Origin of the sequence: Pseudomonas sp. O230 (assembly GCF_045447035.1) — a bacterium.
Classification (GTDB): Bacteria; Pseudomonadota; Gammaproteobacteria; order Pseudomonadales; family Pseudomonadaceae; genus Aquipseudomonas.
Window position 1 is genome coordinate 129,176 of the sequence record NZ_JBJGXN010000007.1, and the last position, 22,778, is coordinate 151,953.

The following is a 22,778-nucleotide window of genomic DNA, read 5'->3' on the forward strand; positions in this document are numbered from 1 at the left end:
CCTTGGCCAGATCACAACAGAACGTCCCGTAGCCGGGTTTTGTGTGAGGCTATCAAGGGTGCCTGGGAATTGATGTCAGACGGTTCCCAAAGTGACGTTGCATACCTGACTGGCTTGCCAGTGAAGGAGGATTTGAGATGGTCATCGCCGGCAAGCCGGGCTCCTACAGGTTTGGTGTGACCCAATCGTACCGGCGGGTCTTATATTTCCAAAAGATATAAATAGATAATTATTTATTCCTTTTAATGTCATTTCGAGAGGTGCACTTTGAGTGCCTGCACATCCGTTCGGATGCGTTCGACATCACACAGGAAGCCGTATCATGACCATCAAAGCGATCAACGTCCGCAACCAGTTCAAGGGCGTCATCAAGGAAATCGTCGAAGGCGAAGTGGTCTCGGAAATCGATGTGCAAACCGCTTCAGGGATTGTCACCTCGGTGATCACCACCCGCTCGGTGCGTGATCTTGAATTGAGGGTGGGCAGCGAAGTCATCGCCTTCGTCAAATCCACCGAGGTCTCGATTGCCAAGCTCTGAATCGACGTTCAAGAAAACGACAAGCCCTGGCTCGCGCGAATCAGGTCATAGGCCTTGCGCGCGATCCAGGTTGGGCTTTTGCATGCCGTCAGGTTCACTGATCTTTTTCGCAATTGACCATCCACGACACGCCAAAGCGGTCGACCAGCATCCCGAAGCGCGCGGCCCAGAAGGTCGCTTCCAGCGGCATTTGCACGCTGCCGTCTTGCGCCAGTGCGCTGAAGACTCGTTCCGCCTCGGCACTGCTGTCGACATTCAGCGACACCGAGCAACCGGCCATGTCATCCGTGGGGCGGTCAGGTGTGGTGTCCGAGCCCATGATCGCCTGGTCGCCCACCGACAGACGGGTGTGGATGATCAGGTTGTGCAGGTCCGCTGGAAAGTGCTCACGCGCCGGGCTTTCGCCGAACGTCATCATGACGTCGAGCTGGCCTTGCAGGGCTTGGGCATAGAAGGTGAAGGCGGCTTTGCAGTCGCCGTTGAAGATCAGGTAGGGATTGATTTTCATGTTTTACTCCCGGTGCAAAAGGAGGCAGAGGGCGGCGGGATTCACTCCGGCTCTACGGCAGTTGGACTCCATAGCAAAGCGTTAGAGGTGGGAATTGGCAAGATTGGTTTAGATGTTTTTCCTATTGCGGCGGCGCGGCTTATGGCTTCCCGCAATCGCGCATCAGGCTGCTGCGCGAGGAACCGACGGGCGCAGTAAACGCTCAATGGCCCCACCGACGAGGTTTTCCAGCAGCTCGTCTCGCTCGTGCTCATCCAGTGCATGTTGCGCCAGCCAGCCGGGCGCGCTGTTGAGCAGGTTGGCGATGGCGTGTCCGGCGGCCGGTTGCGCCTGTTCGCTGAGACGGGATTTGGTCCCGAGCATCAGCAGCAATTTGCGTTCGTACTGTTCGCGCAACTGCCGAACGCGTGCCTGCTGTTCGTCACTCAGGCAACCACTGTCGCGTTCCGCCAGGCGAAAATGCCAGGGCATTTCCTGATGCAGATTCAGGTGCGCGCGGATCAGGCTGTTTAACCTGTCGCGTTTTGCCGAAGCCTTTTGCTCGATGCGCCCCAGGGTTGCCAACAGTTCTTCGTAGAACTCCTCGATCAGGTCGAGCAGCAAGTGCTGTTTGCTGGGGTAATGGTGATACAACGAGCCCGGGGCGAGCCCCAGGCACGTCGCGAGCTCACGCATGCCGACCTGACCGAAACCCTTGCTGGCTAACAGTTCCAGCACCTTGTCGCGGTATTCGGCGAAACGTGAGCAACGCTCAGGCATAGGCATGGAAGCCACGCCCCGTTTTGCGTCCCAGGTAGCCTGCGGCGACCATTTCCTTGAGCAGTGGCGCCGGGCGGTATTTGCTGTCGTTGAAACCGTCGTAGAAGGCTTCAAGAATCGCCAGCACGGTGTCCAGGCCGATCAAGTCCGCCAGCGCCAACGGGCCGATGGGCTGGTTGCAGCCCAGGCGCATGCCGGCGTCGATGTCGTCGGCGCTGGCCAGGCCTTCCTGAAACACCAGGATCGCTTCGTTGATCATCGGCACCAGAATCCGGTTGACCACAAAGCCTGGACGGTTACCGGCGGTGATCGCGGTTTTGCCCAGGGTGGTGGCCATGTCCAGCGCCAGCGTGTGGGTCGCGTCGCTGGTTTGCAGGCCGCGGATCACTTCGATCAGGCCCATCACCGGCACCGGGTTGAAGAAATGCAGGCCGATGAATCGTTCAGGCTGGCTGACACTGGCAGCAAGTTGGGTAATCGACAGCGACGACGTATTGGAGGCAATCACGCATTCAGTGCTGACCTGCGCGGCGATCTGTTGCAGCACGCGCAGTTTCAGGTCGAGGTTTTCGGTGGCGGCTTCGATCACCAGTTGCACGTTGTGCAAGCTGCTGTAGTCGGTGCTGGTGCGGATCCTGTCGAGTGCGGCGAACTTTTCAACTTCCGTCAGCGTGTCCTTGGCAACTTGCCGATCGAGGTTTTTGCCGACGGTCGCAACAGCCTTCTGCAATGCACTCTCGGAAATATCGATCAAGGTCACGTTGAAGCCGGCCTGGGCACAGACTTGTGCAATACCGTTGCCCATGGTGCCCGCGCCGATCACGCCAATGTTTTGCAGATTCATACACCTGTCCTTGCGATCAAACCCTGCGATACCTTGGCCGCCGTTGCGGCCGAAGGCGTACTATTGGCCGCGAGTCTAGAACCGGCGGGGCGGTTGTCCTATGCCGAAACTGTTCAACGGTGCTGGTGTTTTTAGCCATTCGGATGATGGGGAGCGAAGCGTTCAGATGCGGGAAAAGGACTCGGTAGCCGCCTACTTTGTGCAGGCGATGATCCATGGGCTGGGGGACAATCCGCAGCGGCTCGGGGCGGCGCTGGAACAGGCGGGTATCGACCCCGCGTTGCTCGAGCAGCCAGTGGCGCGCGTACCGGCCAGTGCCTTTGCCGCGTTGTGGCTGATCCAGATCCGCGAGCTCAACGACGAGTTCTTCGGGCTCGACTCGCACGGCATGCCACCGGGCGGCTTTGCGTTGATCTGCCGCGCATTGATTCAGGAGCCCGACCTGCATAAAGCCATGCACCAGTGCCTGAGCAACTTCTCCCTGTTCCTGCGCGACTTTCGCGGCACGCTGGCGGTGCGCGGCAAGCGTGCGGTCATCAGCCTGGAGACTCACGCGCAAAACGACGACGTCGCACGCTTGGGCGAAGAGACTTTTCTGGTGTTGATGATCAGCCTGCTGTGCTGGCTGGGTGGGCGGCGCATCCCCATCGATCGTGCGGACTTCCGCCATGAGCGCGTGTCCCTAAGCGATGACCGTTTGCTCTGGGGGCCCAATCTGACGTTTGGTGCCGAACGCACCGAAATCGAATTCGCCAGCCACTACCTGCGCCTGCCCGTGGTTCAGGATTTGGCTTCGCTTAAAGTGTTTCTACGCACTGCGCCGCAATGGTTGGTGATCCGTTTCCGCAACCAGCATGGCCTTGCGTCACAGGTTCATCAGCGTTTGCGCAACAGTCATTACAGCCAATGGCCGACCTTGCAGGCTTTCGCCCTGGAGCAGCACCTGAGCCCCAGTACTTTTCGGCGAAAACTGGAACGTGAAGGCTGTTCGTATCAGGAGATCAAGGACGAAGTGCGACGCGGGGTTGCGTTTGAACAATTGCGGCTGAGCAACGCGAGCATTGGCGATATTGCCGAACAGTTGGGGTTTCAGGAGCCAAGTGCGTTTCACCGAGCATTCAAGAAGTGGACGGGGGAGAGCCCTGGGCGGTATCGGACGCGGTTTTTGGGGTAGATAACGTGGGAGTCAGATGGCGTTTTGATCTGATTGGTCTGTTGTCTGTATGAGATTTTCGTGGAACCAGAAGTCGGAAGCTTTATGGTCAGCCGTGATTGCGGTGGTGACGGGATTTGTTTCGTGCCACGTCACTAACAGCGACAAGCTTCATGCGTTGCTGAGGAAACTGGAAGTTACCACTCAAAAGCCGTTACCTTGCGAGTGGTTCAGTGCTTTTTCATCGAGACAGGGATTCGTGACAGATAAACATGCCAATGGCCCTTTCCCGTATCACTTCATTGCTCGACCAGGCCAGACGCGCCTTGCTCCTTGTCTGGGCCACTTCTCGCGGGTTGTTTCTGGGCCTGGTGCTGGCAACCCTGATCGCCGGTGTACTCCCGGCATTGGCTGCCTGGCTCGGCCAGCGCATTGTCGATGCAGTGGTCTTCGCCATGCAATTGCATGCACAAGAGGGCAGTGCACCGTTGTGGCCGGTGCTGCGTTACGTGCTGTTCGAAGCCGGTGTGCTCGCGTTGCTGTCCGGGACCCAGCGGGCGTTGTCGGTTCAGCAATCGCTGTTGCGAGTGCAGTTGGGGCAGAAGGTCAACACGATGATTCTGGAGAAGGCCCAGACATTGTCGCTGGTGCAGTTCGAGAATTCCGAGTTCTACGACAAGCTGGTGCGAGTGCGGCGCGAAGCGTCGACCCGGCCATTGGCGCTGGTGATGAAATCGCTGGGGCTGATCCAGAACCTGATCGTGCTGATCAGTTTCGGTGTGTTGCTGGTGCATTTTTCGCCGTGGGCGCTGGTGCTGTTGGTAGTCGGCGCGTTGCCGGTGTTTTTTGCCGAAGCGCATTTTTCCGGGGATGCGTTCAGGCTGTTCACCCGTCGTGCACCGGAGAGTCGCCAGCAGAGTTACATCGAGACGCTGCTGTCCCACGAGGGCTACATCAAAGAGGTCAAGCTGTTCGGCTTCGCGCCGCTGCTGCTGAAGCGTTATCGCGACACGTTCGCCCGTCTTTACGCTGAAGACCGCCGGCTGACCTTGCGCCGCGATGGCTGGGGTTTTGTGTTGGGCTTGCTGGGCACGGGCGCGTTTTATCTGGCCTATGCGTGGGTGGTGGTCGACACGGTCCACGGCAGCATCACCCTCGGCCAGATGACCATGTACCTGGTGTTGTTCAAGCAAGGGCAAACGGCGGTGAGCAGCAGCTTGAGCGCCATCAGTGGGCTCTACGAAGATGGGCTTTATCTGTCGAGCCTCTATGAATATCTGGCTGAACCCGTTGTTGTGGATGCCGGTCATCTCACCGAGGGCGCGCTGCCTGGCGATGGTTTGCGGTTCGAGAACGTCGGGTTCCGCTATCCGGGCGCGAGCAGTGCGGCGCTGGAGGGCATTGATCTGCACCTCCTGCCGGGGCACAGCCTGGCGCTGGTGGGTGAGAACGGTTCGGGCAAGACCACCCTGATCAAGTTACTGACCCGTCTGTACCGTCCCGATCAGGGCCGCATCCTGCTGGACGGCAGCGATTTGCAGGCGTGGGAAGAAGATGCGCTGCGTCGGCGTATCGGCGTGATTTTCCAGGACTATATTCGCTACCAGTTCTCTGTGGGCGAGAACATCGGCGTCGGTGACACCCTGGCGTTCCACGATGAACAGCGTTGGCAGACGGCCGCCGCCGAGGGCATGGCCGCGCCTTTCATCGAGCGCCTGGATCGCGGCTATGCCACGCAATTGGGGCGCTGGTTTGCCGGGGGGCAGGAACTGTCCGGCGGGCAATGGCAGAAGATTGCCTTGTCCCGCGCTTACATGCGCCGTGACGCCGATATCCTGATTCTGGATGAGCCGACCTCAGCCCTCGATCCGGCGGCGGAAGCGGCGGTGTTTGAGCATTTCAGCGAGCACACCGAAGGCCGTATGACGCTGCTGATTTCCCACCGTTTTTCCAGCGTGCGCAATGCCGACCACATCATCGTGCTGAATCAGGGCGCGATCCTTGAGCGCGGCGATCACGCCAGCCTGTTGGCCGCGGGCGGGCGTTACGCGCAATTGTTCAACTTGCAGGCGCAAGGTTATCGCTAAACGTCAGGAGTCCTGAGAACCGCGAGACAGTGCCGGCCCGGCCATTTGTGGCGGATTTGCTTTCAGCAGGCCTTCAAGTGCCTGGCGATACTGGGTGCCGCCCAGGCTCATGCTGTTGTTGTGCGTGCCACCCGGCACCAGCAACAGGCGCTTGGGTTCGCTGGCGGCGTTGAACAACTGCTGGCTGAACCGCGAGGGCATGAATGTATCAGCCAGGCCATGCACCACCAGCAATGGCATGTCGATGTCGACGATTTTGTCGATGGAATCGAATTTCTGCGACAGCAGCCAGCGTACCGGCAGCCATTTCACCGGCAGATTGCTTTCAGCCACTTGCGCCACGGCATCGCCCAGCGACGTGAACGTGGATTCGATCACCAGACCGCGTACCGGGACGGTGACATGGTCCTTTTTCGCCTGCGCCGCCAGGTCTGCCGCGAGGTCGATGGCTACCGCGCCGCCGAGGGAATGACCATAGATCAGGCGCTTGCTGGCGTCCGGTTGCAGCGTTGTGAAGCGGTCCCAGGCAACTCGTGCGTCTTCATACACGCTGGCTTCCGACGGCAGATCGCCTTTGCTCTGACCAAATCCGCGGTAGTCGATGGCCAGGACGGAATAGCCCATGGCGCGCAATTGTTCGATGCGAAACGCCTGGCCGGTGAGGTTCCAGCGCACACCGTGCAGATAGAGGATCGACGGCGCATCACGACGCGCGGCCGGCCACCACCACGCGTGCAGGTTCTGCCCGCCTTTGAAGTTGACGGGCGTGATGTCGAACTCTTGAACGTCCTTCGGCAAACCGCGATACCAGCCCGCCGTGCCCGGTTCGATACGGAACAGCAACTCGCGCTCGGTGTGCTCAAGCACGCCGCAACTCGCTGGCACGCCAACGACCAGCGCGGCCATGCACAACAAGGGCAGCCAGCGTCGGCGCAGACGGGTGAGCAGGGAGGAGGGCATTGGGTGGTCCATGGGCAAAAAACTGAAGTCCGGTTTTTAACAGAAGCGAGTTGGCGGCGGGAAATAATTCGACAGTCGTTCACCAGCCTCCCCTGCAGGAGCAAGCTTGCTCCTGCAGGGGGGCGCTCCCATTGCGGATCAATCCACCCGCAACACAATCTTGCCAATGTGCTCGCCACCCTCCATCCGCGCATGAGCCTGCGCCGCCTCGGCCAACGGATAGACCTTGTCGATCATCGGCTGGCAGCGCCCGGCAGCGAGCACCGGCCACACGTACTCGCGCAACTGCTCGGCAATCGAGGTTTTTTCTTCCACGCTACGTGGGCGCAGCAACGAGCCCGTCACGATGGCGCGTTTGCTCATGATCGCCAACAGGTCGACGTCCTTGGCATGGGCGCCGCCGAGAAAGCCCAGCATCACCAGTCGACCTTCCATGCCCAGCGCCGCGATGTTTGAGTTCAGGTACGAGCCGCCCATGATGTCGAGAATGACATTGACGCCTTTGCCGGCGGTTTTCTCCTGGATGACCTGGGCGAAGTCCTGATCGCGATAGTTGATCGCTTCGGCGCCCAACGTGCGGATCGCCGCGCACTTTTCCTCGCTGCCCGCCGTGGCGAAGGCCTTGACGCCGAATTCGCGGCACAGCATCAAGGCGGTCGTGCCGATGCCGCTGGTGCCGCCGTGAATCAATGCGCGCTGACCTTTGCTGGCGCCGCCCAGTTCAAACAGGTTGGCCCACACCGTAAAGAAGGTTTCCGGGACCGCCGCCGCGTGCACCCAATCCATGCCTTGAGGAATCGGCAGCGTCTGGCCGGCCGGCGCGACGCAGTATTGGGCGTAGCCGCCGCCGTTGGTCAGCGCGCAGACGTTGTCGCCGACGATAAATTCGCTGACACCTTTACCGACCGCCACCACTTCGCCGGCCACTTCCAGACCCGGGATCGGGCTCATGCCGGGTTTCATCGGGTACTGGCCGGCCCGTTGAATCACGTCGGGGCGATTGACCCCGGCGGCGTGCACGCGAATCAGCACTTCGCCCGGCCCCGGGGTTGGCACGGGTTCCTGACGTGGCTTTAACACCTGCGGGCCGCCGGGTTCGGTGATTTCGATCAGGGTCATGGTTTGGGGCAGATTCATGTGAGTGTCCTGTCTGGAAGTGTGCAGTAAGTGGGACCACGTCAAGCCGCCGGTGACTCAGCTCAATACAGGTTGCAGCCGATCGCGACGATTGAGCAAGCGCATGCCCTGTTCCAGCAGCAGGGCGACGACAATGGCACCCGCCGCGATGATGAATAACAGAGCGTGATGCCCGCCACTGGAATTGAACAGCGCCGAATAGGCAAACCCGGCAATCGCCTGGAACGTGGCGAACGACACGGTGGCGCGACTCCAGGCAATCTGCTGCTGATGATGGTTCGGGATCAGCTCGTGAACCCGGGCCAACGCCAGTGGCACGATGCCTGGCGGGAACGAGCCGAGGATCACCGCCAGCAAGGCCAGCGCAGTGAAGGAACTGGAAATCGACAGCAAACCGACCGCCACTGCCTGCACTGCCAGCACCAGACGAATGCTCAACCGTGCGCCCAGTTTGTCGGCCAGAAAACCGTAACTCACCGGCCCGATAATCGCGCCGAGGCCGTACATCACCCAGATGAGCGAGCCAATATGCGCACCGGCCCCGAGCCCACGGGCGACGTAATCCACCAGAAACACCATGGCGGGTACCAGCCCGGCGGCCATGAACGCGTATTGGGCGAACAACAGGTAAACGTTCGGATCAGTCGGCATCGTCGATGGTTCGGCGGCCGGTGCAGCGGTGGCCGCGTGCGTGGCTGACGGCCAACCGAACCAACTGGCGGCGGTCAACACCAATGCCAGCGCGCCCAGACCGAACCAGGTGTTCTGCAAACCCAGGCTCAACAGCGGCGGCACAATCGTTCCCGAGCCGGCGATACCCAAACCGATGCCCAGAAAAATCGCACCACTGGCCAGCCCGCGGCGGGATGCCGGCATATGCGGCAACACGGTCGCGGCCACCAACACCATGATCGCGCCGCCAGCAATGCCCGACAGCAGACGCCAGCCGAAGAACCAGCTCACCGATAACGCAAAGCCACAGGCGAAAAACGACAGCGTCACCGCCAGCATCATCAGGCGCAGGGCACTTTTGTTGGAGGTTAGACGGGCCAGCGGATGGCCGATCAGCGCGCCAATCAGGTAACCCACCAGGTTGGCGGCGCCGAGGTACACCACGTCGCTGGCGGAAAACCAGTGCGCCTGAATCAACGACGGAATCAGCGGCGTGTAGGCGAACCGCGCCAGGCCGATGCTGACCAAGCTGGCGCAGAGGCCGGCGAAAATCGGCAGCCAGATCGCGCTGCGCGGAGTGGTTGAGCTACTGAGCATGGGAGCCGTCCTGTGGGTTTATCTATGGCGCCCAGCTTATCCAGATTCATTGATGCAGTAACGCAGCGATTTTGCGCTATCGTGATGCGTATATGCAGCAGTGGAGAATGCTATGAATTGGGATGACGCCAGGGTGTTTTTGGCCGTATGCCGGGAGTCGACGTTACGCGGCGCGGCACGGGTGCTGGGGGTCGATCAGGCCACCGTCGGAAGGCGGATCACGGCGCTGGAGAAGTCCTTGAGCGCGACGCTGTTTCTGCGCACCTCGGAGGGTTACGCGCTGACAGCCGTCGGTGAAGCGGCGTTGAACGCCGTGGAAAAAATGGAGCACTCCGCACTGGAATTGCAGCGCCAGATTCAGGGGCTCGACGATCGGCTGACCGGTATCGTTCGGGTCAGCACCACGGACTCCATGGCCATCGATTTCCTGATCCCGGCGATTGCCCGTTTGCATGCACAGCACCCGGACGTGCGAGTGCAACTGGATGCCTCGACGCAGATTCTGAGCCTGTCGAAGCGCGAAGCCGACATCGCCGTGCGCAACACCCGGCCAGACAATCCGGACCTGATCGCCCGGCGCATCGCACGTTGGCCGGTGGGCTTGTTTGCGTCCCGAGACTATGTAGAGGCCCACGGTGTGCCAGCGCCGGGTTCGGCGTTCGAGGGGCATGATCTGGTGGTGTACCAGCCGTATTTGCAGGGCAACAAGGACCTGACGCTGGTCTCGGAACCGCTGGGGCGCGGACGCATCGTCTCGAGTCTGAGTTCGGGACTGCTGGTGCGCCGGGCCATTGCGGCGGGGATCGGGCTGGGGGAAATTCCGGTGTACATGGGCGAGCGCGACGGGCTGGTCAGGCTGTGGCCGGAGCGCACGCGTCCGGTGCCGTATGACGTGTGGCTGGTGACGCATGCGGACTTGCGGCATACCGCGAGGGTGCGGGTGGTGATCGATGAGATTGTTGCGGGGTTTGCGGGGACTGGCGAGTAACGGCTGAAAGATCGCCGCCTCGCTTCGCTCGACAGCTCCAAGGATTTGCGTGGGCCTGGAGCTGTCGAGCGAGGCGAGGCGACGATTTCTTCACACAGGATTACGGCATTTCCGGCAGTTCCTGAGGCCGCAGGTCAAACACCAGTACTTCGGCATCCACACCATTACTCAAGGTCAGCAACTGTTCATCGCGAACCCTCACACCATCGCCTTCCTGCAATTGCAGGCCGTTGAGTTCGACACTGCCGCGCGCCACGTGCACGTAGGCATAACGATTGGCGGCCAGTTCCAGCGTGGCGCTTTCCTTGCCGTCGATCAGGCCGGCGTACACCCGCGCATCCTGACGTACCTTCAGCGAACCGTTTTTGCCCTCGGGGGAGATGATCAGTTGCAGACGCCCGCGTTTCTTCTGCGTACTGAAGTGCTCTTGTTGATAGCGCGGTTTGGCGCCGCTGACATCCGGCACGATCCAGATTTGCAGGAAGTGCACGCCACGGGTCGCCGAGTGGTTGTACTCGCTGTGTGCCACGCCGCTGCCGGCACTCATCAGTTGCACGTCACCGGGGCGAATCACCGAACCGGTGCCCAGGGTGTCCTTGTGTTCCAGGGCACCTTCGAGCACGTAGGAGAAAATCTCCATGTCGCGGTGCGGGTGCTGGCCAAAGCCTTTACCGGCCGCGACGCGGTCATCGTTGATCACCAGCAGGTCGGAAAAACCCTGCTCTTTGGGGTTGCGGTAGTTAGCGAAGGAAAAGGTATGGAACGACTTCAACCAACCGTGATTGGCCGCGCCGCGATCAGAAGCTTTGCGAAGGGTCAGCATGATGAAATCTCCTGTGGGGACGTTGATTCGTCCGAGTGAGGAGAAGGTTAATGTTTATCCTTGGGTGCAATAAGTAGGTGAAAATGGAAATACTGTCTCGTTGATGTGGACAATAATAAGCAGGCTGATCCTGCTGCACTTGGCCATAATGCACAGCACAGTCTTTCCGCCGCGCACGCAACTTTGTAGGAGCCAGCTTGCCGGCGATAGCGGTATGTCAGTCGACAACAATACGGGCTGAACCACCGCTATCGCCGGCAAGCCGGCTCCTACAGGGTTATGTGTACGGCCAGTATTCTTTTTTGATTGCAGTGATTTTGAACCCATGAAAACCGTGGCAATGGTGCTGTTCCCTGACTTTCTCCTGCTCGACATGGCCGGGCCCATGGAGGTGTTTTCCATCGCCAATCGTTATCTTGACCCGGCCGAGCGATACGCGTTGTCGACCATCGGTACCGAATACGGCGCGCTGCGTGCCTCGAACGGCGTCAGCGTGCAGGCCGATGTGCACATCGATCAGGCGGATCAGGCGTATGACCTGTTGCTGGTGCCGGGCGGTCCCGGGGCCTACAACGAAAAATTCCCTCCGTTGCTCGACTGGCTGCAAAGCGCCGTCCCCCGTGCAGGCCGGTATGGCTCGATCTGTACCGGCGCCTTTGTGCTCGGGCATGCCGGTCTGATTGACGGCTACCGTGTCACCACCCACTGGCACTACACCGAACGGCTGATCAAGGGGTTCCCGAAGGCCACGGTGGAGACCGATCAGATTTACGTCCAGGACCGCAACCTCATCACCTCCGGTGGCGTCACCGCCGGCATCGACCTGGCACTCGCGGTGGTTGCCGAAGACCATGGCAAGAAAGTCGCCCAGGACGTCGCCAAGGTGTTGCTGGTGGTGATGAAGCGCCAGGGCGGGCAGGCGCAATTCAGCCCATTGATGGCGACGGTGGCTCCCCACGAAACGCCGGTGACGCGCGTGCAGAATTATGTGCTCGAGCACCTCGACGAGGCCTTCAGCATCGAACGCATGGCCGGCCTGGCCACCATGAGTCCGCGACATTTCGCCAGGGTGTTCGCCCGGGAAGTGAACATCACACCAATGGAGTTTCTCCAAAGCGCACGCATCGACTGTGCGAGAAACCTGTTGGAAACCAGTGACTTGCCGCTCAAGACCGTGGCCTTCAAAAGTGGCTTCGGCAGTGTGCGGCACATGCGGTTTCTGTTCAGTGAAAAACTCGGGCTGACCCCGTCCCAGTACCGCGAACAGTTCAGCTAGAGCCTTTTGTCCGTTGTGCGCACCGTGATGGCCGTGACGCTCCCACCGCGGCAGTTGTTCCGTCACCGAGGCCTGCGAAGATACCCGTTAACTCTTTGCAATGGAGGTGCGCGAGTCTGGCGCGCAATGGATATGACAGTCCGTTGAGCGGCCCCGGGTTTGCGCACGTGGACGTGTATGAACAGCGTCAGAGATTTGAACAGCGAAGCGGTGCTGCGATTCGGCCCTTACGCGTTCCACCTGCGGCAACGGCTGATCCTTGACGGGGATCGGCCGTTGCGCATGGGCGGGCGGGCCCTGGATATCTTGCAGGTGCTGGTCCAGCGCGCGGGCAACGTGGTCAGCAAGGACGAGCTCATCGCACTCGTCTGGCCGACTTCGGTGGTCGAGGATATCAATCTGCGCGTGCACATCGCCGCACTGCGTCGCGCCTTGGGCGACGGGCAAAACGGGCAGCGCTACATCGTCAACATTCCCCAGCGCGGTTATAGCTTTATCGCGGCTGTGCAGCGGGTGCCGGCGAGTACGCTGGCCTCGATTGAAACCGTTCAGAAACCTCAGCACAACCTGCCCGCGCGACTGACGCCGGTGACCGGGCGCGACTCGATGGTCGGCAGTCTGGTCCGGCAGTTGCCGGTCCGGCGCCTCATGACCCTGACCGGTCCCGGCGGCATCGGTAAGACCACCGTGGCGTTGCGCGTGGCCGAACTGCTGTTGCAGCACTATGAGGATGGGGTCTGGCTGGTGGATCTGGCGGTGATCGATGACCCCGCACAGGTGATCGATCATCTGACCCGGGCGCTTGAACTGGAAGTCGGAACCAACCTGGAGGCGTGGGCGCAACGTCATGCGTTGTTGGTGCTCGACAATTGCGAGCACCTGCTCGAACGCTGCCGGACACTGGTTGAGGACCTGCTGATGGCGGCGCCACGTCTGTCGATCCTGGTGACCAGTCGCGAACCGCTCCAGGCGCAGGGGGAAACGGTCCAGCGTCTGCCGCCACTGGCGGTGCCTCCGGCGTCGGCGCTGCACAGTGTGGCTGAAGCCATGGGCTATTCGGCGGTGCAGCTGTTCGTCAGCCGTGCACGTGCTCGTCAGCAAGGGTTTGTGCTGCGCGAACAAGACCTCAAGGTCGTGCGCGAAATCTGTCGCCGGCTCGATGGGTTGCCCTTGGCCATCGAACTGGCGGCGGCGCAGATTGACGCGTTGGCGCTGGTGGGACTGCAAGCTCAACTGAACAACTGTTTTCAATTGCTGACCCAGGGCCGGCGCACCGCCGTGCCCCGGCATCAAACCTTGAAAGCGGCGCTGGACTGGAGCTATGAACAGCTGAGCCCGCTGGAGCGAACCGTGTTACAGCGCCTGTCGGTGTTCAAAATGGCCTTTACCCTGGACGCCGCGATTGGCGTGATCAGTTGCGCGGCATTGCTGCCTGCCCGGCTGATTGAAGGGGTGGAAAGCCTGGCGCTCAAATCGCTGCTGTCGCTGGAGCAGGGCAACGGACTGGCTCGCTACCGATTCCTCAACACCACGCGCACCTACGCCCTGGAGAAACTCGAGGGCAGTGGTGAGTTGCGCACCGTTGAAATGCGTTACGCCCGCTACATCAGCCGGGCGCGCTGGGTATCAAGCGGACAAGTGGCATTGCAGCTCGTCGAGTAACCGGCGGACTTTCGTCAGGTCCGGTGTGGCAAATCCTTCGGTGAACCGGTTGTAAATCGGCGTCAGCAGTGTGTGGGCTTGCCGTTGCCGGCCTTGGCGTTGCCAAAGCTGTGCCAGCGAGGTGGCGCTGCGCAGTTCCCAGGCCAGGGCGCCCTGATGGTTGGCGACGTTCAAGGCCCTGATCAGCGCGGCCTCGGCCGCCTCGGTGTTCCGCGGTGACTCTTGCGTCAGCAGCGTTTCAGCCCTGGCCCGGAGAATTTCCGCGGTGCTCCAGCCAGCCGTGCCGGTGTCCGCCCGTTGTAACAAGGCGTCATCGACGAAACCGGTGTCCAGCGTAACCATGATGTCCTTGATCAGCCCCACGCCCGGCAGAAGTGAGGAGCGAACCTCGGTGGGGTCGATCACCTGTGCGTAGTGCTTGGCCCAGGTGTAGAACAGCAGCACCGAGTGCTTTTGGGCTTGTTCCAGCAACAGGCGCAGGAGTTCGCGCGCGGTGCAGGTGTCGCCGTTGTAGTGGGCGATCAGGCAACCGGCCAGCGCCAGGGTGTAGCAGATGGACGTGCCGTGGTTGATCTGAATCGCGATGTCCAGCGCTTGTCGGGCGGTGCGCCATGCTTGTTCCGGCCGGCCCTGCAGCCAGAGGATGCGCGCCAGAATGGTCAGGGCGGCGACGCTCTGGTCGTACTGCACGCCAAAACCGTGGGTGAAGCGGTTGAGGTGTCCACTCTGGGCCATGCGCTGGAGCACCTCTTCGGCATTCACCCGCGCCAGGCCCTGATCCCCGGCAAAGTGCAGCGCCAGTACCCGCAAGCGGTGCGTGCTGAGGGACAGCACCGCATCGCCGTGCAGCCCCAACCGGTCGAACTGCTGGCTCTGTTCCAGGGCCATTTGATAGTTGGCGCAACTGAGGTTGACCGCCATGTGCCCGGAGACTGCTCGCAATTGACCGGCCACGTCGTTGCACTGTCTGGCCAATGTTCTGGCGCTGACGAAGGCCTCGACGGTTTCCGCCGTGCCGCCCTGGGTGTGGTAGCAGGCGCTGCCGAGGGCCAGTTTGAGGGCCATTTTCAGCCGAGGGCAGGGCTCAGGTGCGGCGTCCAGCAGGGCCAGCGCTTTGCGCACATACACGCCGTGCTCCTTGAGCAGCGACATTTCCTGCCAGAGCGGTGTCGACGTCGCAACCAGACGGATCGCCAATGCCTGCGGTCCTTGTGCGTTCAAGCCCCAATCGAGGGCCGCGCGAAGATCTTCCAGGCTGCGTGCATACCGCTCGAGCCACGTCGCCGTCGCGATCAGCTCCCAGTCCTGCTGAGCCTGATGCATCAAGGCCAGACAACGCTCGGCGTGACGTTCACGGGTGCCCGCCAGGTCGGCGGCCTGGTCGAGCTTTTCCAGGGCGTAGCTGCGGGTGGTGTCGAGCAGGCGGTAGAACACTTCTTCGTCGCCGACCTCGACGTTCAGCAGCGACTTCGCAACCAGTTGGGTGATCGAGCCAAACACCTCACAAGGTTCGATATGTTCGCCGACGATCACTGCCGCTGCCGACTCCAGGGTGAAGCCGCCCCTGAACACGCCCAGTCGGCGCAGGCAGGTTTGCTCGCAGGCACTCAGCAGTTCGAAGCTCCAGTCCAGCGTGGCGCGCAAGGTTTGATGACGGCCCAGGGTGGTCTGACAGCCTTGGGTGAGGAGGCGAAAACTGCCCTGCAGTTGCGTAAGCAATCCGCTCACGCCGAGGCCGCCGACTTGCGCCGCCGCCAGTTCAATCGCCAGCGGAATACCGTCCAGGCGCCGGCAGATTTCAATCGCCAGCGGCAGCTCGTCATCGCTCAGTTCGAAACTGTCGTGGCTGGCCATCGCTCGTTCGACAAACAACTGCAAGGCGGAAAAGCTCAGGGCCTGCGCGCGGTTGAGCACCGCGATGGGCGGCGGGCAGTCCAGTGACTCAAGACGCTGAACGAACTCGCCTTCGGCCCGCAGACTCTCGCGGCTGGTGGCCAGAATGTGCACGTCGGGCGCGGCGCGCAGGAGGCTTTCGCTCAACAGAGCGATGGCGTCGAGCAGGTGTTCGCAGTTGTCGATCACCAGCAGCATCTGCCGGTCGCGCAAAAACGTGGCGAGGCCGTTCATCGGTTCGGCGTCGTGCAGGGACAGTTCGAGCAGCGTCGCCAGATGCGCGGTGATCATCTTTGGATCGTTGATCGGTGCCAGGTCCAGCAGACGAATGCCATCGCGGTAACGCCCGATCAGTTGTTCGGCGACACGCAGGGCTACCGTGGTTTTGCCTATGCCGCCGGGGCCGACCAGTGTGATGAAGCGCTGGCGTGACAATTGGACCATCAGGCTGTCGACGAGGGACTGGCGACCGATCATGCGCGTGCGACGCACGGGCAGGTTGTGGCCGCTCGGCGCGGGGGCGTCATTGCTCGGATGTTGCTCAATGGGCTCCAACGAGTACGGCGCTACAAAGCTGTAGCCGCGCTGGGCCACGGTGATGATGTAACGCTGGCCGTTCTGGCCGTCGCCGAGGGCTTTGCGCAACGCGGCCATGTGCACCCGCAGGTTGATGTCTTCGACTACGCTTTTGGGCCAGACCCCGGCGATCAGTTCCTGTTTGCTGACCACATTTCCGGCGTGTTCCAGAAGGATCAACAGAATGTCCATGGCTCGCCGGCCCAGGCGCAGGGGCTGGCCGGCCTCCATCACCAGGCGTTGTCCGGGATAGATCCGGTAAGGGCCGAAATGGAGGGCCTGTACGGGGGAAAGGGTCAACGGGACACTCCTGCTTGCAGCCGTCTGGGACGCGGTTTCCGAGCATATTCGTCAGGTTTGTTCGTTAGTGCAATGCGTTGCGCGGTGACTCTTGGGTGTTGGCCTGGACTGGCGATTTCCCGAGAGCGCGCATGAGTTGCGTATTTATTGGGTACGGCGCTCTCAAAGACGTTGCCGGGGCATTTGGTGCGCCAGGCAAAATTAACAACGTTTAACTCGTCCTGCGTCCGGTCTACGCCCAAAACTCTGACACTGCAACTCCCACAGGGGGCAGTCTTGCAAAGGGATTTATCTGTCATGAGGACGCCGCAATGAGCAACGTGGTGGTGGTCTATCACAGTGGCTACGGGCACACGCGGGTTATGGCTGAAGCCGTGGCTAAAGGCGTGGAACGGCACCTGGGCAGTACTTGCCAGCTGATTTCGGTTGAGGACGTGGACCAGCACTGGGACCGTTTGCACGATGCCGACGCGATTATTTTCGGCGCCCCGACCTACATGGGTAGCGCCTCGGCGTCGTTCAAAGGCTTCATGGAAGCCAGCGCAGCGTTTTACCTGGCCCAGCCCTGGCGCGACAAACTGGCGGCGGGCTTCACCAATTCCGGTTGCCTGTGTGGCGACAAACTCAACACGTTGCTGCAAATGGCGGTGTTCGCCGCGCAGCACTCAATGATCTGGGTTGGCCTCGACCTGCTGCCGGCACGCGCCGGCACCGGCGTATTCGACGGGCAACTCAACCGCCTCGGCAGTTCGCTGGGCGCCATGGCGCAGTCGAACGTCGAACAGTCCCCCGAATTCGCACCACCCCCGGAAGATCGCTGCACCGCCGCACACCTGGGCGAACGTGTGGCGCGGCTGGCTGAACGCCTGAGCCACTCTCCGGTTTGAATCACCCCAACCCTCGCTAAGGAGACATCGCATGAGCACGTTTACCACCCGGGACGGCACCGAGATCTACTACAAAGACTGGGGCACCGGCCAGCCCATCGTCTTCAGCCACGGTTGGCCGCTGAACGCCGACAGTTGGGAATCGCAGATGATCTTCCTTGCCTCCAAAGGCTACCGGGTGATCGCCCACGACCGTCGTGGCCACGGCCGCTCCAGCCAGCCGTGGACTGGTAACGACATGGACACCTATGCCGATGACCTGGCGCAGTTGATCGAGTTGCTCGACCTGAAAGACGCCGTGCTGTTCGGTTTCTCCACCGGTGGTGGCGAAGTGGCGCGCTACATCGGTCGCCACGGCACCGCCCGCGTGGCCAAGGCCGGGCTGATTTCATCGGTGCCGCCCCTGATGCTCAAGACCGAAGCCAATCCCGGTGGCCTGCCGATCGAAGTGTTCGACGGTATTCGTCAGGCCTCCCTGGCCGATCGTTCGCAGTTGTACATCGACCTCGCCAGCGGTCCGTTCTTCGGCTTCAACAAACCGGACGCCAAACCCTCGCAAGGCATGATCGACTGGTTCTGGATGCAAGGCATGACTTCCGGCCACAAGAACGCTTATGACTGCATCAAGGCGTTCTCCGAAACCGACTTCACTGAAGACCTGAAGAAGTTCGACATTCCCACGTTGGTGGTGCATGGCGATGCGGATCAGGTGGTGCCGATCGAGGCCGCGGGCATTGCTTCGGCCAAGCTGGTGAAAGGTTCTACGCTGAAGGTCTATCCCGGCGCGCCCCACGGCTTGACTGACACCCACAAGGATCAGCTCAACGCTGACCTGCTGGCGTTCCTCAAGGGGTGATGTGCCCACGGCGCGGACGCAGATCCGCGCCGTTTTTGCTCCTGATGAGCCGAATTCTTCGAGAACATGACCATGAAAAAGCTGACCAACGCCACCGGGGCACCGGTGGCCGACAACTTCAATATCCAGACTGCCGGCCCTCGTGGGCCGGCGCTCTTGCAAGACATCTGGCTGCTGGAAAAACTCGCGCACTTTGACCGTGAACTGATCCCGGAACGGCGCATGCACGCCAAGGGTGCGGGCGCCTATGGCACCTTCACGGTCACCCATGACATCACTCGTTTTACAAAAGCCAACATCTTCAGCTCGGTGGGCAAGGAAACGCCGCTGTTCGTGCGTTTTTCCTCGGTGGCCGGCGAGCGCGGCGCGGCGGATGCCGAGCGTGATATCCGTGGTTTCGCGGTGAAGTTCTATACCGATGAAGGCAACTGGGACATTGTCGGCAACAACACGCCGGTGTTTTTCTTCCGCGATCCGCTGCGTTTCTCCGACCTCAACCACGTGGTCAAGCGTGACCCGCGCACCGGCCTGCGCAACGCCACCAGCAACTGGGATTTCTGGACCCTGCTGCCCGAGGCGCTGCACCAGGTGACCATCGTGATGAGTGACCGCGGGATTCCTACCAGTTTCCGCCACATGCACGGCTTCGGCAGTCACACCTTCAGCCTGATCGACCGCGACAACAAGCGGGTGTGGGTGAAGTTTCATTTTGTCTGCCAGCAAGGCATCGCAAACCTCTCGGACGCCGAAGCCGAAGCGGTGGTCGGCAAGGATCGCGAAAGCAATCTGCGGGACTTGTACGAAGTCATCGAGCAGGGCAATTTCCCGCGCTGGAAACTGTGCATTCAGGTGATGGAAGAAGAGCAGGCGCTCAACTATCGGCACAACCCGTTCGACTTGACCAAGGTCTGGCCACACGCCGAATTCCCGCTGATTGATGTGGGCGTGATGGAGCTCAATCGCAACGCCGAAAACCATTTTGCCGAAATCGAGCAAGCGGCGTTCTCGCCGGCAAACGTGGTGCCGGGCGTGAGTTTCTCACCGGACCGCATGCTCCAGGCGCGGCTGTTATCCTACGGTGATGCCCAGCGCTATCGCCTCGGGGTGAACTTCAATCACATCCCGGTCAACGCGCCACGCTGCCCGGTGCACAGCTATCACCGCGACGGCGCCATGCGCACCGACGGCAACCTTGGCGGCACCGCCAGCTACTTCCCGAACAGCGTCGGCGAATGGCAGGACTCGCCGCAACTGGCCGAGCCGCCGCTGCCGCTTGAAGGCTTTGCGCAGCACTATGATCATCGGTTGGAAGAGGATCATTACGAACAGCCGGGCAATCTGTTTCGCTTGCTCGATCCGGTCCGCAAGCAGTTGCTGTTCGACAACACCGCACGCGCCATGAACGGCGTGCCGCAGGCGATCCGCCAACGCCACATCGACAACTGCACCAAGGCTGATCCGGCCTACGGGTTCGGCGTGGCCGAGGCGTTGGAGCGGTTGGTGCCGCTAAGGTAAAAGGTGGCAGGCTTGCTGGCGGTGGCGTCGGTGAAATCGCCATCGCCGACAAGCCGGGCTCCTACAGGTTTTGTGTCAGTCCTTAAATTCCGCACACCCGCACAATCCCTGTAGGAGCTGGCTTGCCAGCGATGGCGTCGGTGAAATCGCCATCGCCGGCAAGCCGGGCTCCTACAGGGTTGTGCGTGGAAGGGCGCGCATGGCCCGGCAGCGCCAGGCAAACGGGTTGATGCCTTCGCTGCGGGTGAAGATGTGGCAGAAGTGCGCCTGATCGCAGAAGCCGCATTCGAGGCTGATCTGCGTGAGGCTCAGCTCGGTGCTCTGGATCAATTGCTTGGCCCGGGCGATGCGTTGGTGGCGAATCCAGTCTTGCGGAGAGAGGCCGGTGCTGCACTTGAACGCGCGGGAGAAGTGACTGCGTGAAAGGGCGCAGGCGCGCGCCAGTTCGGTCACTTCGACGGTTTCACCGAGGCGTTCGAGGATCAATTGCTTGGCCAGGCTTTCGCGCCACGCGGTCAGGCCGCCGGTGGTTTTCTTTAGCGTTTCAGTGGCAGTCGCGCGGGCGACGTTTTGCTGAGAATGAGCCATGGCAAATGTCCGTGTCGGTGAGCGTCATTCTTGGGCGCGAGCGCTCTGGCAGGCGAGTTAAACGTTGTTAATTTCGCCTGCGCGCAGTTAAGGACAACCGTACCAACTCAGCACATTGCTGCAATTTTCCGGACGCGGGCCCCGTGCATGATTGATGTCATGTGGCGGATCTGTGCGGGGCCGCTTTTACGATTCGATCAAGGGTGAAGGCATGAAACATTCTCTGGTTTGCGCGTTGGGCCTCGCGATGGCGCTGGCGTCCGGCGTTTCCTCGGCTCAGGTACCGGCACAAGTTGGCTCGCAAGTGCCCGGCTACTTTCGATTGGCCATAGGCGATTTTGAGGTGACCGCGCTGTTCGATGGTTACAACGACCTGTCGCCCAAACTGCTCAAGGGCCTGACCCAAAGCCAGATTCACGCGCTGCTGGCCCGTCGCTCGATTGAAACGCCAGGCGTGCAGACCGCGTTCAACGCTTTTCTGATCAATACCGGCAAGCAATTGATCCTGGTGGATACCGGCGCCGGCCAGTGCATCGGTGCGACGGCGGGCATGCTCTCGGACAACATGAAAGCGGCCGGCTACGAGCCCTCGCAGGTCGACACGATCCTGTTGACTCACCTGCACCTGGACCATGTGTGCGGACTGGTCGATGGGCAGCAGAAACCGGTGTTTGCCAACGCCACGGTCTACGCCGCGAAGGCAGAAGCCGATTACTGGCTCGATCCGCAGGCCCTCGCCAAGGCTCCCGAGGGTGCCAAACCGTATTTCAAAATCGCCCAGGACTCCACGGCGCCGTATGTCGCTGCAGGGCGCTTTAAAACGTTCGACGCCGGTCAGTCGCCCGTACTGGGCGTTGAGGCCACGCTGGAAGCCGGGCACACGCCGGGCAGCACCACGTACCGCTTCACCTCTCAAGGGCAGAGCATTTTGTTCATGGGCGACCTGGTGCATAACCTCGCGGTGCAGTTCTTGCACCCGGAAGTTTCTATCGGCTTTGACGTCAACAGTCAGCAAGCAATCAAGAGCCGCGCCAAGGTGTTCAGCGATGCAGCCGTCAGCAAAACCTGGGTGACGGCGGCGCACTTGCCGTTTCCGGGCATCGGCCACATCGCCGCAGAGGGCAAGCATTTCCAATGGGTACCGGTCGAATACGGACCGTATAAACGTGCGGCGAACGTGCCGCTGATCGAGTAAAGTCCGACGCATTCACAAGGGGAACCGAGCCTATGAACCGTAACGATCTGCGTCGCGTCGACATGAACCTGTTGGTTATTTTCGAGGCCTTGATGTTCGAGAAGAACCTGACCCGGGTGGCTGAGAAATTGTTCATGGGCCAACCGGCGGTGAGTGCGGCGTTGGGTCGGTTACGGGATCTGTTTGACGATCCGTTGCTGTTGCGTAATGGCCGCGGCATGGAGCCGACCGGGCGAGCGCTGGCGATTCTCAAAGAGCTGCAGCCGGCGATGGATGTGATTTCCGGAGCGGTCAGTCGAGCTAAAGAGTTCGATCCGACGACCAGCTGCGATGTGTTTCGCATCGGGCTGTCGGACGATGCCGAGTTCGGCTTGTTTCCACCGTTGTTGCGGCAGCTGCAAGAGGAGGCGCCGGGGATCGTGGTAGTGGTGCGCCGCGCCAACTATCTGCTGATGCCGGCATTGCTGGCCTCGGGAGAGATCTCTGTAGGCGTGAGTTACACCACGGATCTGCCGGCGAATGCCAAGTGCAAGAAGTTGCGCGACATTCCCTGCAAAGTGCTGCGCGGGGATAAGCGGCCGGGGCTGCTGACGCTGGATGAATACTGCGAGCGGCCCCATGCGATGGTGTCGTTTTCCGGCGACCTGAGCGGCAATATCGATCTGGATCTGGCCAAGGTCGGTCGCAGCCGTCGGGTGGTGCTGGGTGTGCCGCAGTTCAGCGGTTTGCGTGCGTTGCTCGCCGGCACGGAGATGATTGCGACGGTGCCGGATTATGCGGCGTGCGCGCTGGTTGAGGGGTGTGCATTGCGGGCGGAGGATCCACCGTTTCCCATTGATGCTGCGCAGCTTTCGATGGCGTGGAGTGGGGTGCATGACAATGATCCGGCGGAGCGGTGGTTGCGGTCGCGGATCAGTGAGTTTATGTCGAGGCCTTTGCCGATTGCGTCTTGAACGTGGCGGCC

At 61.1% G+C, this 22,778-nt stretch carries 20 protein-coding genes; 11 read left to right on the plus strand and 9 right to left on the minus strand.

Going from position 1 to position 22,778, the window contains the following annotated elements; all coding sequences use genetic code 11:
• Positions 1 to 322: 322 nt before the first annotated feature.
• Complete coding sequence (locus tag ACI77H_RS16500; protein ID WP_008032823.1) at positions 323 to 538, plus strand: molybdopterin-binding protein; 216 nt, start codon at positions 323 to 325, stop codon at positions 536 to 538.
• A gap of 94 nt (positions 539 to 632) precedes the next feature.
• On the opposite strand, the gene ACI77H_RS16505 is transcribed toward ACI77H_RS16500, so the two are convergent.
• From ACI77H_RS16505 to ACI77H_RS16515, 3 genes are all read right to left on the minus strand, one after another.
• On the minus strand, positions 633 to 1,046 hold the full coding sequence (locus ACI77H_RS16505) for a VOC family protein (RefSeq protein ID WP_407012807.1): 414 nt from the start codon (positions 1,044 to 1,046) through the stop codon (positions 633 to 635).
• 162 nt (positions 1,047 to 1,208) lie between these two features.
• The gene (locus tag ACI77H_RS16510) at positions 1,209 to 1,811 is read right to left on the minus strand and encodes a TetR/AcrR family transcriptional regulator (RefSeq protein ID WP_407012808.1); all 603 of its coding nucleotides are present in this window, start codon (positions 1,809 to 1,811) and stop codon (positions 1,209 to 1,211) included.
• Complete coding sequence (locus ACI77H_RS16515; RefSeq protein ID WP_407012809.1) at positions 1,798 to 2,649, minus strand: 3-hydroxybutyryl-CoA dehydrogenase; 852 nt, start codon at positions 2,647 to 2,649, stop codon at positions 1,798 to 1,800. The genes ACI77H_RS16510 and ACI77H_RS16515 overlap by 14 nt, the downstream gene beginning before the upstream one ends.
• Before the next feature lie 166 nt (positions 2,650 to 2,815).
• Here ACI77H_RS16515 and ACI77H_RS16520 point away from each other — a divergent pair, with 166 nt between their 5' ends.
• Both ACI77H_RS16520 and ACI77H_RS16525 read left to right on the plus strand, forming a co-directional pair.
• The gene (locus ACI77H_RS16520; RefSeq protein WP_407012810.1) at positions 2,816 to 3,823 is read left to right on the plus strand and encodes an AraC family transcriptional regulator; all 1,008 of its coding nucleotides are present in this window, start codon (positions 2,816 to 2,818) and stop codon (positions 3,821 to 3,823) included.
• A gap of 251 nt (positions 3,824 to 4,074) precedes the next feature.
• Positions 4,075 to 5,889: an ABC transporter ATP-binding protein gene (locus ACI77H_RS16525; protein ID WP_407012812.1), complete on the plus strand. Its 1,815-nt coding sequence runs from the start codon at positions 4,075 to 4,077 to the stop codon at positions 5,887 to 5,889.
• Between the two features lie 3 nt (positions 5,890 to 5,892).
• Here the strand turns inward: ACI77H_RS16525 and ACI77H_RS16530 are convergent, their stop codons facing one another.
• The 3 genes from ACI77H_RS16530 to ACI77H_RS16540 all read right to left on the minus strand — a co-directional run bounded on the left by ACI77H_RS16530 (position 5,893) and on the right by ACI77H_RS16540 (position 9,255).
• On the minus strand, positions 5,893 to 6,849 hold the full coding sequence (locus tag ACI77H_RS16530) for an alpha/beta hydrolase (protein WP_407012813.1): 957 nt from the start codon (positions 6,847 to 6,849) through the stop codon (positions 5,893 to 5,895).
• Between the two features lie 138 nt (positions 6,850 to 6,987).
• The gene (locus ACI77H_RS16535; RefSeq protein WP_407012814.1) at positions 6,988 to 7,986 is read right to left on the minus strand and encodes an NAD(P)H-quinone oxidoreductase; all 999 of its coding nucleotides are present in this window, start codon (positions 7,984 to 7,986) and stop codon (positions 6,988 to 6,990) included.
• Positions 7,987 to 8,043: 57 nt separating this feature from the next.
• Positions 8,044 to 9,255, minus strand: a complete 1,212-nt coding sequence (locus tag ACI77H_RS16540; RefSeq protein ID WP_407012815.1) for a YbfB/YjiJ family MFS transporter — start codon at positions 9,253 to 9,255, stop codon at positions 8,044 to 8,046.
• 112 nt (positions 9,256 to 9,367) lie between these two features.
• Between ACI77H_RS16540 and ACI77H_RS16545 the strand changes: the two genes are divergently transcribed.
• On the plus strand, positions 9,368 to 10,243 hold the full coding sequence (locus ACI77H_RS16545; RefSeq protein WP_407012816.1) for a LysR family transcriptional regulator: 876 nt from the start codon (positions 9,368 to 9,370) through the stop codon (positions 10,241 to 10,243).
• Between the two features lie 100 nt (positions 10,244 to 10,343).
• Here the strand turns inward: ACI77H_RS16545 and ACI77H_RS16550 are convergent, their stop codons facing one another.
• Positions 10,344 to 11,066: a pirin family protein gene (locus ACI77H_RS16550; protein WP_407012817.1), complete on the minus strand. Its 723-nt coding sequence runs from the start codon at positions 11,064 to 11,066 to the stop codon at positions 10,344 to 10,346.
• Between the two features lie 325 nt (positions 11,067 to 11,391).
• Here ACI77H_RS16550 and ACI77H_RS16555 point away from each other — a divergent pair, with 325 nt between their 5' ends.
• Positions 11,392 to 12,342 carry a GlxA family transcriptional regulator gene (locus ACI77H_RS16555; protein ID WP_407012818.1) on the plus strand — a complete coding sequence of 317 codons (951 nt, stop codon included), beginning with the start codon at positions 11,392 to 11,394 and terminating at the stop codon, positions 12,340 to 12,342.
• Positions 12,343 to 12,519: 177 nt separating this feature from the next.
• Positions 12,520 to 14,004: an ATP-binding protein gene (locus ACI77H_RS16560; RefSeq protein WP_407012819.1), complete on the plus strand. Its 1,485-nt coding sequence runs from the start codon at positions 12,520 to 12,522 to the stop codon at positions 14,002 to 14,004.
• On the opposite strand, the gene ACI77H_RS16565 is transcribed toward ACI77H_RS16560, so the two are convergent.
• Complete coding sequence (locus tag ACI77H_RS16565; protein WP_407012820.1) at positions 13,969 to 16,773, minus strand: ATP-binding protein; 2,805 nt, start codon at positions 16,771 to 16,773, stop codon at positions 13,969 to 13,971. The genes ACI77H_RS16560 and ACI77H_RS16565 overlap by 36 nt on opposite strands.
• A gap of 311 nt (positions 16,774 to 17,084) precedes the next feature.
• Between ACI77H_RS16565 and ACI77H_RS16570 the strand changes: the two genes are divergently transcribed.
• The 3 genes from ACI77H_RS16570 (at position 17,085) to ACI77H_RS16580 (ending at position 20,031) form a co-directional block, all read left to right on the plus strand.
• Positions 17,085 to 17,660 (plus strand): flavodoxin family protein, encoded by a 576-nt coding sequence (locus ACI77H_RS16570; RefSeq protein ID WP_407012821.1) that lies wholly within the window; start codon positions 17,085 to 17,087, stop codon positions 17,658 to 17,660.
• A 31-nt stretch (positions 17,661 to 17,691) separates the two neighbouring features.
• Positions 17,692 to 18,516 carry an alpha/beta fold hydrolase gene (locus ACI77H_RS16575; protein ID WP_407012822.1) on the plus strand — a complete coding sequence of 275 codons (825 nt, stop codon included), beginning with the start codon at positions 17,692 to 17,694 and terminating at the stop codon, positions 18,514 to 18,516.
• 72 nt (positions 18,517 to 18,588) lie between these two features.
• Positions 18,589 to 20,031: a catalase gene (locus ACI77H_RS16580; protein ID WP_407012823.1), complete on the plus strand. Its 1,443-nt coding sequence runs from the start codon at positions 18,589 to 18,591 to the stop codon at positions 20,029 to 20,031.
• Between the two features lie 171 nt (positions 20,032 to 20,202).
• On the opposite strand, the gene ACI77H_RS16585 is transcribed toward ACI77H_RS16580, so the two are convergent.
• Positions 20,203 to 20,619 carry a helix-turn-helix domain-containing protein gene (locus ACI77H_RS16585; protein WP_407012824.1) on the minus strand — a complete coding sequence of 139 codons (417 nt, stop codon included), beginning with the start codon at positions 20,617 to 20,619 and terminating at the stop codon, positions 20,203 to 20,205.
• A 211-nt stretch (positions 20,620 to 20,830) separates the two neighbouring features.
• On the opposite strand from ACI77H_RS16585, the gene ACI77H_RS16590 reads away from it, so the two are divergent.
• Together ACI77H_RS16590 and ACI77H_RS16595 are read left to right on the plus strand one after the other, a co-directional pair.
• Entirely contained in the window at positions 20,831 to 21,814 is a 984-nt protein-coding gene (locus ACI77H_RS16590) for an MBL fold metallo-hydrolase (RefSeq protein ID WP_407012825.1), read from the plus strand.
• 32 nt (positions 21,815 to 21,846) lie between these two features.
• Entirely contained in the window at positions 21,847 to 22,767 is a 921-nt protein-coding gene (locus tag ACI77H_RS16595; RefSeq protein ID WP_407012826.1) for a LysR substrate-binding domain-containing protein, read from the plus strand.
• Positions 22,768 to 22,778: the final 11 nt, after the last annotated feature.

Bases quoted from the DNA above. Each gene is read 5' to 3' on its own strand.
- ACI77H_RS16500 (WP_008032823.1), top strand. From the start codon at position 323: ATGACCATCAAAGCGATCAACGTCCGCAACCAGTTCAAGGGCGTCATC.
- ACI77H_RS16505 (WP_407012807.1), bottom strand. From the start codon at position 1,046: ATGAAAATCAATCCCTACCTGATCTTCAACGGCGACTGCAAAGCCGCC.
- ACI77H_RS16510 (WP_407012808.1), bottom strand. From the start codon at position 1,811: ATGCCTATGCCTGAGCGTTGCTCACGTTTCGCCGAATACCGCGACAAG.
- ACI77H_RS16515 (WP_407012809.1), bottom strand. From the start codon at position 2,649: ATGAATCTGCAAAACATTGGCGTGATCGGCGCGGGCACCATGGGCAAC.
- ACI77H_RS16520 (WP_407012810.1), top strand. From the start codon at position 2,816: ATGCGGGAAAAGGACTCGGTAGCCGCCTACTTTGTGCAGGCGATGATC.
- ACI77H_RS16525 (WP_407012812.1), top strand. From the start codon at position 4,075: ATGCCAATGGCCCTTTCCCGTATCACTTCATTGCTCGACCAGGCCAGA.
- ACI77H_RS16530 (WP_407012813.1), bottom strand. From the start codon at position 6,849: ATGCCCTCCTCCCTGCTCACCCGTCTGCGCCGACGCTGGCTGCCCTTG.
- ACI77H_RS16535 (WP_407012814.1), bottom strand. From the start codon at position 7,986: ATGAATCTGCCCCAAACCATGACCCTGATCGAAATCACCGAACCCGGC.
- ACI77H_RS16540 (WP_407012815.1), bottom strand. From the start codon at position 9,255: ATGCTCAGTAGCTCAACCACTCCGCGCAGCGCGATCTGGCTGCCGATT.
- ACI77H_RS16545 (WP_407012816.1), top strand. From the start codon at position 9,368: ATGAATTGGGATGACGCCAGGGTGTTTTTGGCCGTATGCCGGGAGTCG.
- ACI77H_RS16550 (WP_407012817.1), bottom strand. From the start codon at position 11,066: ATGCTGACCCTTCGCAAAGCTTCTGATCGCGGCGCGGCCAATCACGGT.
- ACI77H_RS16555 (WP_407012818.1), top strand. From the start codon at position 11,392: ATGAAAACCGTGGCAATGGTGCTGTTCCCTGACTTTCTCCTGCTCGAC.
- ACI77H_RS16560 (WP_407012819.1), top strand. From the start codon at position 12,520: ATGAACAGCGTCAGAGATTTGAACAGCGAAGCGGTGCTGCGATTCGGC.
- ACI77H_RS16570 (WP_407012821.1), top strand. From the start codon at position 17,085: ATGAGCAACGTGGTGGTGGTCTATCACAGTGGCTACGGGCACACGCGG.
- ACI77H_RS16575 (WP_407012822.1), top strand. From the start codon at position 17,692: ATGAGCACGTTTACCACCCGGGACGGCACCGAGATCTACTACAAAGAC.
- ACI77H_RS16580 (WP_407012823.1), top strand. From the start codon at position 18,589: ATGAAAAAGCTGACCAACGCCACCGGGGCACCGGTGGCCGACAACTTC.
- ACI77H_RS16585 (WP_407012824.1), bottom strand. From the start codon at position 20,619: ATGGCTCATTCTCAGCAAAACGTCGCCCGCGCGACTGCCACTGAAACG.
- ACI77H_RS16590 (WP_407012825.1), top strand. From the start codon at position 20,831: ATGAAACATTCTCTGGTTTGCGCGTTGGGCCTCGCGATGGCGCTGGCG.
- ACI77H_RS16595 (WP_407012826.1), top strand. From the start codon at position 21,847: ATGAACCGTAACGATCTGCGTCGCGTCGACATGAACCTGTTGGTTATT.